11 protein-coding genes are annotated in these 12,173 nt (G+C 71.2%); 3 read left to right on the forward strand and 8 right to left on the reverse strand.

Features of this window, described 5'->3' with window-relative positions:
- Positions 1-2 precede the first annotated feature (2 nt).
- Positions 3-1,346, reverse strand: coding sequence for a class II 3-deoxy-7-phosphoheptulonate synthase (locus M8I34_RS36925; RefSeq protein WP_250057308.1), 1,344 nt, complete (start codon positions 1,344-1,346; stop codon positions 3-5).
- A gap of 258 nt (positions 1,347-1,604) precedes the next feature.
- Here M8I34_RS36925 and M8I34_RS36930 point away from each other — a divergent pair, with 258 nt between their 5' ends.
- Positions 1,605-3,611, forward strand: a complete 2,007-nt coding sequence (locus M8I34_RS36930) for an anthranilate synthase family protein (protein WP_250057271.1) — start codon at positions 1,605-1,607, stop codon at positions 3,609-3,611.
- Here the strand turns inward: M8I34_RS36930 and M8I34_RS36935 are convergent.
- The 5 genes from M8I34_RS36935 to M8I34_RS36955 form a co-directional block, all read right to left on the reverse strand.
- Complete coding sequence (locus tag M8I34_RS36935) at positions 3,577-4,593, reverse strand: 2-hydroxyacid dehydrogenase (RefSeq protein ID WP_250057273.1); 1,017 nt, start codon at positions 4,591-4,593, stop codon at positions 3,577-3,579. The genes M8I34_RS36930 and M8I34_RS36935 overlap by 35 nt on opposite strands.
- A 172-nt stretch (positions 4,594-4,765) precedes the next feature.
- Complete coding sequence (locus M8I34_RS36940) at positions 4,766-5,794, reverse strand: 6-phosphofructokinase (RefSeq protein ID WP_053210157.1); 1,029 nt, start codon at positions 5,792-5,794, stop codon at positions 4,766-4,768.
- Positions 5,795-5,993: 199 nt separating this feature from the next.
- Positions 5,994-6,638 (reverse strand): response regulator transcription factor, encoded by a 645-nt coding sequence (locus tag M8I34_RS36945; RefSeq protein WP_244419955.1) that lies wholly within the window; start codon positions 6,636-6,638, stop codon positions 5,994-5,996.
- Positions 6,639-6,664: 26 nt separating this feature from the next.
- Positions 6,665-7,951: a MacS family sensor histidine kinase gene (macS, locus tag M8I34_RS36950; RefSeq protein ID WP_250057309.1), complete on the reverse strand. Its 1,287-nt coding sequence runs from the start codon at positions 7,949-7,951 to the stop codon at positions 6,665-6,667.
- 98 nt (positions 7,952-8,049) lie between these two features.
- The gene (locus M8I34_RS36955; protein WP_244415328.1) at positions 8,050-8,796 is read right to left on the reverse strand and encodes a 1-acyl-sn-glycerol-3-phosphate acyltransferase; all 747 of its coding nucleotides are present in this window, start codon (positions 8,794-8,796) and stop codon (positions 8,050-8,052) included.
- A gap of 162 nt (positions 8,797-8,958) precedes the next feature.
- On the opposite strand from M8I34_RS36955, the gene M8I34_RS36960 reads away from it, so the two are divergent.
- Both M8I34_RS36960 and M8I34_RS36965 read left to right on the forward strand, forming a co-directional pair.
- Positions 8,959-9,756 carry a carboxylesterase gene (locus M8I34_RS36960; RefSeq protein WP_250057276.1) on the forward strand — a complete coding sequence of 266 codons (798 nt, stop codon included), beginning with the start codon at positions 8,959-8,961 and terminating at the stop codon, positions 9,754-9,756.
- A complete protein-coding gene (locus tag M8I34_RS36965) occupies positions 9,743-10,339 on the forward strand; it encodes a hypothetical protein (RefSeq protein WP_250057278.1) in 597 nt (198 codons plus the stop codon). The genes M8I34_RS36960 and M8I34_RS36965 overlap by 14 nt, the downstream gene beginning before the upstream one ends.
- A 1-nt stretch (position 10,340) precedes the next feature.
- On the opposite strand, the gene M8I34_RS36970 is transcribed toward M8I34_RS36965, so the two are convergent.
- Positions 10,341-11,090, reverse strand: a complete 750-nt coding sequence (locus M8I34_RS36970; RefSeq protein ID WP_284051230.1) for an endonuclease/exonuclease/phosphatase family protein — start codon at positions 11,088-11,090, stop codon at positions 10,341-10,343.
- A 124-nt stretch (positions 11,091-11,214) separates the two neighbouring features.
- On the reverse strand, positions 11,215-12,156 hold the full coding sequence (locus tag M8I34_RS36975; RefSeq protein WP_244415322.1) for an ROK family glucokinase: 942 nt from the start codon (positions 12,154-12,156) through the stop codon (positions 11,215-11,217).
- Positions 12,157-12,173: the final 17 nt, after the last annotated feature.

Genomic DNA, 12,173 nt, shown 5'->3' on the forward strand with positions numbered 1-12,173 from the left:
CCTCACTGATCGCGGTACATCTCCGCCACCAGGAAGGCCAGGTCCAGCGACTGGCTGCGGTTGAGCCGCGGGTCGCAGGCGGTCTCGTAGCGCTGGTGGAGGTCGTCGACGAAGATCTCGTCGCCGCCGCCCACGCACTCGGTGACATCGTCACCGGTCAGCTCGACGTGGATACCGCCCGGGTGCGTACCGAGGCTCTTGTGGACCTCGAAGAAGCCCTTGACCTCGTCCAGCACATCGTCGAAGCGCCGGGTCTTGTGACCGGAGGCCGCCTCGAAGGTGTTGCCGTGCATCGGGTCGCAGATCCAGGCGACCTGCGCGCCGGAGGCGGTGACCTTCTCGACCAGCTCGGGGAGCTTGTCGCGGACCTTGTCCGCTCCCATGCGGGTGATGAAGGTCAGCCGGCCCGGCTCACGCTCCGGGTCGAGCCGCTCGATGAGCGTCAGCGCGTCTTCCGCCGTGGTCGTCGGGCCGAGCTTGACGCCGATGGGGTTGCGGATGCGCGCGGCGAACTCGATGTGCGCACCGTCCAGCTGACGGGTGCGCTCGCCGATCCAGACCATGTGGCCGGAGACGTCGTAGAGGTTGCCGGTGCGCGAGTCGACACGGGTCAGCGAGGACTCGTAGTCGAGGACCAGCGCCTCGTGGGAGGCGTAGAACTCGACGGTGCGGAACTCCTCCGGGTCCACTCCGCAGGCGTTCATGAAGTTCATCGCGCGGTCGATCTCGCGGGCCAGCGCCTCGTAGCGCTGTCCGGAGGGCGAGGACTTCACGAAGTCCTGGTTCCAGGCGTGCACCTGCCGCAGGTCGGCGTAGCCGCCGGTGGTGAAGGCGCGCACGAGGTTCAGGGTCGCCGCGGAGGCGTGGTACATCCGCTTGAGCCGCTCGGGGTCCGGGATGCGGGCCGCCTCGGTGAACTCGAAGCCGTTGACGGAGTCGCCGCGGTAGGTCGGCAGCGTCACCCCGTCGCGGGTCTCGGTGGGCTTGGAGCGCGGCTTGCTGTACTGGCCGGCGATCCGGCCGACCTTGACCACCGGGACGGACCCGGCGTAGGTCAGGACGGCACCCATCTGGAGAAGCGTCTTGAGCTTGTTACGGATGTGCTCGGCGGATACGGCGTCGAAGGCCTCCGCGCAGTCGCCGCCCTGAAGCAGGAACGCCTCACCACGGGCGACGGCTCCCAGGCGCTCGCGCAGCTGGTCGCACTCGCCCGCGAAGACGAGCGGCGGATAGGACTCGAGCTCCGCGATCACATCGCGCAGAGCCTCTTGGTCCGGCCAGTCAGGCTGCTGCGCCGCGGGCAGGTCTCGCCAGGTGTGGCCACCGGCGTGGGTTTCAGCGTTCACGGTCACAAGCCCCACATTACGGGGTCCGCCGAGGCTGTCCGTCCGGGCATCCGGACTTTGAGACGCACTGCACTCGGACGGTCCGGTAGGGTGCCCCTCATGTGCACGCAACCGGCCATGAACAGGAACTGGTGGTGGACCGCTCATCCGGCGGCCCACTGATTCGCGCGCACACCACCTACTTCGCGAAGGCCGCCCGAGGGGCGGCCTTCAGCCTTTCCGGCGGCCGTTCCTCCCCTGTCCGGAAGGAACCCCGTCATGCACCGCGAGCCCCCAGCCCGCACCGACGCCGCCGCACTCGTCCAGCGGCTGCTCGACCCCGCCTGCCCGCCCTTCGCGCTGCTGCACCGCCGCTCCCCGGGGCGGGAGACGGCCTCCCCCACCGTCGAGGTGCTGATCGGCGAGGTCGACGAGGTCGGGCGGCTGGCCGACATCCCGCTGGGCGAAGGGGTGCCGGACGCGCCGGTGACCGATGCGCTCGCCCTGATCCCGTTCCGGCAGATCCGCGAGCGCGGCTTCCGGGCCCATGACGACGGCACCCCGCTGGCCGTGCTGCGCCCCCGCGAGAGCGCCGAGCTGCCCCTGGACGAGGTGCTGGCGGCACTGCCCGGGCACGACGTACAGGTGACGGACGGGGCGTTCGACGTGGACGACGACGCCTACGCCGAGATCGTCGGGCGGGTGGTACGGGACGAGATCGGCACCGGCGAGGGCGCGAACTTCGTGGTCCGCAGGACGTTCGAGGGCACCATCGCGGACTTCTCGGCGGCCGACGCGCTGGCGCTGTTCCGGCGGCTGCTGTCCGGTGAGCGCGGTGCGTACTGGACGTACGTGGTGCACCGCCCCGGGGTGCGCACTCTGGTCGGCGCCAGCCCCGAGGTGCATGTCCGGATGACCGGCGGGAGGGGCGGAGGCGAGGCGCTCCCGTCCGAGGACGGCGGGCGGGCGGCCGGAACGGTCGTGATGAACCCGATCAGCGGCACCTACCGCTACCCGGAGGGCGGCCCCACCCCCGAGAGTCTGCTGGCGTTCCTCGGCGACCGCAAGGAGGTCGAGGAGCTGTCGATGGTGGTGGACGAGGAGCTGAAGATGATGTGCACCGTCGGCGACAAGGGCGGGGTGGTGATCGGGCCCCGGCTCAAGGAGATGGCGCATCTCGCGCACACCGAGTACGAGCTGCGCGGCCGGTCCACCCTCGATGTGCGCGAGGTGCTCAAGGAGACGATGTTCGCGGCGACGGTCACCGGGTCGCCGGTGCAGAACGCCTGCCGGGTGATCGAGCGGTACGAGCCGGTGGGCCCCGACGGGCGGGGCCGCGGCTACTACGCGGGGGCGCTGGCGCTGATCGGCCGGGATGCGGGCGGCGCACAGACGCTGGACTCGCCGATCCTGATCCGTACCGCCGATATCGCCGCCGACGGCCGGCTGCGGGTGCCGGTGGGCGCCACCCTGGTCCGCGCCTCCGACCCGCACAGCGAGGTCGCCGAGACACATGCCAAGGCCGCGGGTGTGCTGAGCGCGCTGGGCGTACGGCCGGCGCCGGCCCGTCCGGCGGGCGCGGACCGGGGGCAGCGGCTGGCCGACGACCCCCGGGTGCAGGCCGCGCTGGATGCCCGCCGCGCGGACCTGGCGCCGTTCTGGCTGCGGATGCAGACCACCGCGCCGACCGCGGAGCTGAGCGGGCATGCGCTGGTCGTCGACGCGGAGGACACCTTCACCGCGATGCTGGCGCATCTGCTGCGCACCTCGGGGCTGACCGTCACCGTGCGCCGTTTCGACGAGCCGGGGCTGCGCGAGGCCGCCCGTGCGCACCGGGGCCCGATCGTGCTGGGCCCGGGACCGGGCGACCCGTCGGACGCCGCCGACCCCAAGATGCGCTTTCTGCGGTCGCTGACCGCCGAGCTGGTCGCCGGGCACCGCGACGGCCTGCTGGGGGTGTGCCTGGGTCATGAACTGCTCGCCGCCGAACTGGGGTTGGAGATCGTCCGCAAGGAGGTGCCCTACCAGGGCGCGCAGGAGCGGATCGACTTCTTCGGGCACCAGGAGACGGTCGGCTTCTACAACACCTTCACGGCCCGCTGCGACGACACCACGGCGACCGAACTCGCCATGCACCGCGTCGAGTTGAGCCGGGACGCGGAAACGGGAGAGGTGCATGCGCTGCGCGGTCCGGGCTTTGCCGGCGTGCAGTTCCACCCCGAGTCGGTGCTGAGCCTGGACGGCGCCTCGGTCACCGCCCAGCTGTTGGCAGCTGTCCTCGTGTGACCAGCATGTTCTCGTTGGTGCGGTGGGCCAGATAGTCCTCGACATTGGCCACGGTGGCCTCGACGATCTGACCCACCGCCTCCTCGGTGAAGTACGCCTGGTGCGAGGTGACCAGCACGTTCCCGAAGGTCATCAGGCGGGCCAGGGTGTCGTCGTCGATGATGTCCAGGGACTTGTCGAAGAAGAAGAACTTGGCCTCCTCCTCATAGACGTCCAGCCCGACGCCGGTGAGCCGGCCGGCCTTGAGCGTCTCGACGAGGGCCGCGGTGTCGACGAGCCCGCCGCGGCTGGAGTTGACGAGGATCGCGTCGTCCTTCATCGCGGCCAGCGCGGCGGCGTCGACGAGCCGCCGGGTGTCCGCCACCAGCGGGACATGGAGGGTGATCAGATCCGCCTCGGCGAACAGCCGCTCCCGGGTGACGTACTTCATGCCCAGCTCGACGCAGCGCGGGTTCTCGGCGAGGTCCCAGCCCAGCAGGTTCATCCCGAAGCCATGGGCGATCCGGGTGAAGGCCTCGCCGATCTTGCCGGTGCCGACCACCCCCGCCGTACGGCCGCGCAGATCGCGGCCCATCAGGCCGTCCAGCCGGAAGTCGAAGTTACGGGTGCGGTTCGTGGCCCGGACGATCCGCCGGTTGACGGCCAGCGCGAGGGTCCAGGCGAATTCGGCGACCGCGTGGGGGGAGTAGAAGGAGACCCGGCCGATGCTCATCCCGAGGTCGGCCGCGGCCTCCAGATCGATGTTGTTGAAGCCCGTGGAGCGCTGGGCGATCATCTTCGTCCCGCCGGCCGCGAGGGTCTGGAGGACGTCCGCGCCCAGATCGGCGTTGACGCTGGAGCTGACGATCTCGTAGCCGCGCGCGATGGGGGCGGTGTCGCGGTTGAGGAAGACATCGAGGCTGCGGACCTGGTGACGGCCGGCGAAAGCCTTCTCCAGGAACGGCTGCTCATCCGCCTGCACACCGAAGGCGATGATCTCCACGAGCTCTCCCGGTTCTCCCGCCGGTTCCGTTCTCCCGCCTATGGGCGATAGGCCGGATATGCCGCGTAGGGCGAATATACGGCCCATCGCCCGGTGGTGCCGCCCGGAGTACGGGGCGGCGGCGGGAGGGCTACGGGATACGGGGTACGGGGAGAAGGGGCGGCGGTGCCGCTCAGCCGAAGAACACCCCGACCTCGGCATAGAGCGCCGGATCGACGGTCTTCAGCTTCGCGGTCGCCTCCGCGATCGGCACCCGGACGATGTCCGTGCCGCGCAGCGCGACCATCTTCCCGAAGTCGCCGTCGCGCACCGCGTCGATGGCGTGCAGCCCGAAGCGGGTGGCCAGCCACCGGTCGAAGGCGCTGGGCGTCCCGCCGCGCTGGGTGTGCCCGAGGACCGTCGTCCGCGCTTCCTTGCCCGTCCGTGCCTCGATCTCCTTGGCCAGCCACTCCCCCACCCCGGACAGCCGGACATGCCCGAAGGAGTCGGTGGAGCTGTCCTTGAGCACCATCTGGCCGTCCTTGGGCATGGCGCCCTCGGCGACGACCACGATCGGGGCGTAGCGGACCTTGAAGCGGGAGTCGATCCACCGGCAGACCTGCTCGATGTCGAAGCGCTGCTCCGGGATGAGGATGACGTTCGCCCCGCCGGCGAGGCCGGAGTGCAGCGCGATCCAGCCGGCGTGCCGGCCCATCACCTCGACGACCAGCACCCGCATATGGGACTCGGCGGTGGTGTGCAGCCGGTCGATGGCTTCGGTGGCGACACCGACGGCGGTGTCGAAGCCGAAGGTGTAGTCCGTGGCCGACAGGTCGTTGTCGATGGTCTTGGGGACGCCGACACAGGGGATCGCGTGTTCGCCGGAGAGCCGGGCGGCGACGCCGAGGGTGTCCTCGCCGCCGATCGCGATCAGCGCTTCGACCTCCTCCTTGGCGAGCGTCTCCTTGATCCGGCGGACGCCGTCGTCCTCCTTGAAGGGGTTGGTCCGCGAGGAGCCGAGAATCGTGCCGCCACGGGGCAGAATGCCGCGCACCGCCGGGATGTCCAGCGGCACCGTGTCGCCGTCCAGCGGCCCGCGCCAGCCGTCCCGGAAGCCGACGAATTCGTATCCGTACTCCTGGGTGCCCTTGCGGACGATGCCTCTGATCACTGCGTTCAGACCCGGGCAGTCGCCGCCGCCGGTCAGTACTCCGACCCGCATCGCTGCTTCACCTACATCCCGTCAGTGGCCGCGCACGGCCGTGTGTGAGCCGACCCCGGTCACGCTAATGGTGATCTGGGTCACTCAGGGGTGGGACAAACGGTGATGTCGGTGATTTAACGGGGAGTTGACCCGGGCCGTTCACCCGTACGAGCGGCTCCGGCCGGGTCATGGCCGGCCCGGCCGGTGACCGCGCCGGTCACGCCTCGTCGAGGCCGCGTTCTATCGCATAGCGCACCAGCTCCACGCGGTTGTGCAACTGGAGCTTGCCGAGGGTGTTCTGGACGTGGTTCTGCACCGTGCGGTGCGAGATGACCAGCCGTTCGGCGATCTGCTTGTACGAGAGTCCCTTGGCGACCAGGCGCAGCACCTCGGTCTCCCGGTCCGTCAACTGCGGTGCGCCCGGCTCGTCCGGCGTGGCCGGGGTCGGCTCGGTCGCCAGCCTGCGGTACTCGCCGAGCACCAGACCTGCCAGGCCCGGTGTGAACACCGCGTCGCCTGCGGCCGTGCGCCGCACCGCGTCCAGCAGTTCCTCGGTGCTCGCCGACTTCAGCAGATAGCCGGTCGCCCCGGACTTGACCGCCTCCAGGACATCGGCGTGCTCACCGCTCGCGGACAGCACCAGCACCCGCAGCGCCGGATTGGCGCCGACCAGCTCCTTGCACACCGCCACACCGGGCAGCCCCGGCAGATTGAGGTCCAGGACCAGCACATCGGGCCCCGCGGCCTGCGCCCTGCGCACCGCCTGGAGACCGTCGCCGGCCGTCGCCACCACCTCGCACCCGGCCTCCGCCAGATCCCGCGCGACCGCGTCCCGCCACATCGGGTGGTCGTCGACCACCATGACCTTCAGCCCCTGCTCGTTCACACTCAGGCCTTCCCCCGTTTTCCACCCCCGGGCGCGCCGCCCTTGGGGACCGTCAACTCCACTTCCGTGCCCTGGCCGGGGACCGAGACCCACTCCGCGCTGCCGCCCAGGTCGCGCAGCCGCCCGCGGATCGACAGGGCCACTCCCAGACGGCCCTCGCGCTCGGCGTCCGCGAGGCGGCCCTCGGGAATGCCGGGGCCGTCGTCGCGGACCGTCACGATCACCGCATGCGGTTCGTCCTCCACCAGGATCCATGCGTGGGCCGCGGCCCCCGCATGCACCCGTACATTGTCCAACGCGGCACTGACAGCGGCCGCGAGTTCGGCCGCCGCGGCGGCCGGCAGCGTGACCGGGGCGCCGGGCTCGGAGAAGGTGACACCGGCCCCCGCGTACGGCGCGAGCAGCGCCCGGACATCGCACGGCCCGTCGCCCGACGACGCCGAAGCGGCCCCGGTGGTCGCCGGGGTGTCCTCCCGTACGCCCTCGCCCGCCGGGTGCGGCACCGTGGACGCCGCGCCGCCGAACCGGATCCCGGGCGGCGACACCAGACCGCCGGCGACCAGGGTCCGCAGCGCGACCTCCTGTTCACCGGCCATCCGGCCGAGTTCGGTCGCCTCGCCGCCGATCTCGGCGCCGCGCCGCTGCACCATCGCCAGCACCTGGAGCACGCTGTCGTGGATGTCACGGGCCAGCCGTTCCCTCTCCCGGGTGGCGGCGTCGATCTGTAGGGCCCGGGCGAGGGTGCGCTCGCTGGAGCGGGCCACCTCGACGACATAGCCGAGGCCGACGCTGGCCACCCACACCAGCACCACGTTGTGGATGGTGTCGCGGGCCAGCTCCTGGCGCTCGACGAGATTGGCCACCGCCACGATGGTGGAGGCCACCGCGGCCCAGCGCCAGCCACCCTTGATCGCGAAACCGAGGACGGCGCCCGCCGTCCAGATGGACGGCAGCGTCGGCCCGCCGTCCATGATCCGGGCGTGGCTGTCGACCACGAGCGTGAGCAGGATGCCGCCGATCGCGAAGCCGAGGTCGGCGACCAGGAACTGCCGGGTGCAGCGCTCCGCCGAGGTCGTACAGCGCCAGGTCAGCACCATCCAGACGGTGAGCACGCCCATGTAGGCGGCGGCGCCCAGCGGATGGTCGTACTGCTGGTAGGAGAGCGCGACCAGGCACAGGGTGTAGACGAGGGTGAGGATCCGGTAGCCGGTGAGTGCGCGCCACAGCGGGAGTTCGACCGACATCCGCAGCACCTTCGGTGGGCGCTTGCCATGGCGTCTGGCGGCCATGGCCCCGCTCACCGTCGGTATATCCGTATCCGTGTCCGTATCCGTCATTGCCGTCCCCCTCGCCGGGCGCGTTCACGCCCGGTGTCGGCCCTGCCCGTCTATTCGGCGGCGGCCTTCCTGGCCCGCTCCGCCTCGGCCTTCTTCTTCGCCTCGGCCTGTGCCGTCTCGGCCTTCGCGGCATCGGCCAGCTGCCGCTTGGCCGCGGTCGCGTAGATGTCGACGTACTCCTGGCCGGACAGCTTCATGATCTCGTACATGACCTCGTCGGTGACCGACCGCAGGATGAAGCGGTCGCCCTCCATGCCCTGATAACGGGTGAAGTCCAGCGGCTTGCCGATGCGGATGCCCGGCCGGATCATCTTCGGCACGACCTTGCCCGGAGGCTGCACCTTCTCGGTGTCGATCATCGCCACGGGGATGACCGGCGCCCCGGTGGCCAGCGCCACCCGCGCCAGACCGCCCGGCTTTCCGCGGTAGAGCCGGCCGTCCGGGGAGCGGGTGCCCTCCGGGTAGATGCCGAACAGCTCACCGCGCTCCAGCACCTCGATACCGCTCTTGATCGCCGCCTCGCCCGCGCCCCGGCCGCCCGAGCGGTCCACCGGCAGCTGGCCCACGCCCTTGAAGAACGCGGCGGTCAGCCTGCCCTTCACACCGGGCGAGGTGAAGTACTCGGACTTCGCGATGAAAGTGACCTTCCGGTCCAGTACCGCGGGCAGAAAGAAGGAGTCCGAGAAGGAGAGATGGTTGCTCGCGAGGATCGCCGGGCCCTCGGCGGGGATGTTCTCGATGCCTTCCACCCAGGGCCTGAAGGCAAGCTTCAGCGACCCGCCGATGGAAAACTTCATTGCGCCGTAGATCAACCGACTGCCTCCTGTGTGTGACGCAAAGACCTTAACCTGCCCCGGTGGCGCGCTCGCGCCGCGGCGGTCGCCGGACCTATCCGCCCGCCGTCACTTTGCGTACCCTGAGGTAACTCGCCAGGCCCCCTCATCGATCGGAGTCCCCCCGTGCCGCTCCTTCCCGGAGCCGAGCCGTTCCGCCGTGACGGCGGAGAGGTCGGTGTCCTTGTGTGCCACGGCTTCACGGGCTCCCCCCAGTCCGTACGCCCCTGGGCCGAATATCTGGCCGACCAAGGACTCACGGTCAGTCTGCCGCTGCTGCCCGGTCACGGCACCCGCTGGCAGGACCTCCAGATCACGACCTGGCAGGACTGGTACGCCGAGGTCGACCGCGAGCTGCGGGCGCTGACCGAGCGCTGCACCTCGGTCTTCGTCTGCGGCCTGTCGATGGGCGGCGCACTGGCCCTGCGGCTGGCCGCCAAGCACGGCGACGCCATCAGCGGGGTGGCCGTGGTCAACCCCGCCAACAAGGTGCACGACGCCGCCGGGCCGCTGCTGCCGGTGCTGCGTCATCTCGTACGGACGACCAAGGGGCTGACGAGCGATATCGCCAAGCCCGGTTCCGAGGAGGTCGGCTACGACCGGGTGCCGCTGCACGCCGCGTATTCGGTGCGCCGCTTCTTCCAGCAGGTCGACTCCGAACTCCCCGGTGTCACCCAGCCGTTGCTGGTGATGACCAGCCCGCAGGACCATGTCGTACCGCCGGTGGACTCCGAGCGCATCCTGAGCCGGGTCTCCTCGACGGACGTCCGGCAGACGCTGCTGGAGCGCAGCTACCACGTCGCCACGCTCGACCACGACGCGGAGCGGATCTGCCAGGACACCTTCGCCTTCATCACCCGCCTCGCCCCCCGTGCGGGGGCGGACGCGGCTCAGGAGGGGACGGCGGCCAGTGGCGGAGCGTAGCCCCCGCGACCCCCGGGACCCGCTGGACGAAGAGGCCGCCTGGGCCGAGATCGTGGCGGGCTACGGCGACCAGCCGTCGTTCGCCGCGGGCGACGGCGACGGCAAGGCCGAACCGGCCGGGAGCAACGGCAAGAAGGACACCGAGCAGGACGAGGCCGGGGACGGCACGGCCGGGGACGGCACGGTCGGCGACAGCAAGACCGGCGACAGCAAGACCGGGGACAGCAAGGACGCGCCCGCCCGTCCGGGCAGCTTCGTCGTCTTCGCGCCGGGCGTCGGCCCCCGCAACTGGAGTGCCGCGGAGGCGTCCGACGACGACTTCGACGAGACCGACGAGGGCCACTTCACCCCGCCCGAGCCGCCTCCGCTGCCGGAGGCCGATGTCACCACCAAGTTCGCCTGGCTCGCGGTGATCGGCGGCCCGATGCTGCTGGTCGCCATGGTGCTGCTGCAACAGCCGGTGACGTGGTGGGTCACGGTCCTGGGCATCGGCGGCTTCCTCGGCGGTTTCGCCACCCTGGTGGCCCGGATGAAGAAGGACGACGAGGACGACGACCTGCCGGGCAGCGGCGCGGTGGTGTGAATCAGCCCGCGGCCGGCATCCGCAGTGCGGCCAGCACCGGCAGATGATCCGTCGCGGCCGTGAGGTCGCTCTCCCGTACCCCGGGCAGCCCGTGCGGCACACCGCAGCCGAGGACCTCCACGCCCTTCGTGGCGAAGATCGCGTCGATCCGCTGCTGCGGGTCCCGGGGCGTGGAGGTGAGCTCCCCGCCCCACGGCTCGGCCGCCCAGGCATCGGTCAGCGAGGCCGCCAGCCGCCGGAAGCTCGGGCCCTGCGGCCGCTCGTTGAGGTCACCCCCGGCAACGGCGTACGGCACGTCCATGGCGGCCAGCCGCTCCAGCAGCAGCCCGGCCTGCTCGTCCCGCTCCCGGGCGGCGAGGCTGAGATGGCAGCTGAGCACCCCGAGCCGGACCCCGCCGATGCGGACCACGGCCGTGGCGAAACCGCGCTGGTGCAGTCCGGGGGTGCGGGGCAGCAGGACGTCCTCGGTGTGCTCCACATGGGCGCGCAGGGTGGAAAGGATCATCGGTCCCGCGGCCGTGCCACCGCCGGTGACGTACACCAGACCCGCCGCGCGGGCCAGCCGCTCGGCGGCCTTGCGCCAGCGGAAGAACCGCGGCGCCTCCTGGATCAGCACGAGATCGGCGGCACAGGCCCGGATGACCCTGGCCAGCGCCGTCCGGTCGTCGCGCATCGAGCGGATGTTGTAGCTGAGCACGCGGATCACGGCCGTACCGTCGGGCTCGGTACGGGAGTCGGGAAGCGGGATCAAGGCGGCGGGTCCTCTCACCGGGATCGTCACGCGGGCCAAGATAGAGCACCGTCCGCCGCTTCCCCGGGGGGACGCGACGGACGGTGTCCTGCGAAAGAGCGGGCGTGGCAGGGCGCCCGGCCGCTCAGCCCTGGCGGGCCAGGTCGGCCGCGCCGACCAGACCGGCCTTGCCGCCGAGCTGGGCGGCGAGCACCTGGGCGTGCGGCCGCCACTGGTTGCCGACCAGCCAGCGGCGGAAGGACTTGCGGATCGGGTCCAGGACCAGTTCGCCCTCGTCCGAGACGCCGCCGCCGACGATGAAGGCCGATGGGTCGAAGAGCGAGGCGAGGTCGGCGAGACCGGCACCGGCCCAACGGGCCAGCTCGCGGAACGAGTCGATGGCGACCGGGTCGCCCTGGCGGGCGGCCTCGCTGACGTGCCGGCCCTCGATGCCCTCGGAGGTGCCGTCGCCGAGCGCCAGCAGGATCTCGGCGTTCTCGGGGGTGGCGAAGGCACGCTGGCGGGCGTAGCGCAGCAGGGCGCGGCCGGAGGCGTACTGCTCCCAGCAGCCCTGGCTGCCGCAGCCGCACAGCAGGCCGTCGGGCACGACCCGGATGTGGCCGAATTCGGCGGCGACGCCGAAGCGTCCGCGGCGCAGCTTGTTGCCGATGATGATGCCGCCGCCCAGGCCCGTGCCGAGGGTGATGCAGATGACGTCGCTGTGGCCCTGGCCCGCGCCGAACTTGTACTCGCCCCAGGCCGCGGCGTTGGCGTCGTTCTCGACCACCACGGGGAGGCCGACGCGCTGCTCGACCTTGTCCTTGAGCGGTTCGTGGCGCCAGTCGATGTTCGGCGCGAACAGGACCGTGGCCCGCTTCTCGTCGACATAGCCTGCGGCACCTATGCCGACGGCCTCGATGTGATGCCCGGACCCGACGGTCCGCACCGCGTCCGCGATGGCCTCGGTCAGCGCCTCGGTGGCATGCGGAGTCGGAACCTGGCATGTCTCAAGGATCGAGCCCTCTTCGTCGACCACGCCGGCCGCGATCTTCGTGCCGCCGATGTCGACGCCGATGGTGAGTCCCATGTGTCCCTCAGTTTTTC

The sequence above is a fragment of the Streptomyces sp. MCA2 genome (assembly GCF_023544705.1).
GTDB lineage: Bacteria > Actinomycetota > Actinomycetes > Streptomycetales > Streptomycetaceae > Streptomyces > Streptomyces decoyicus.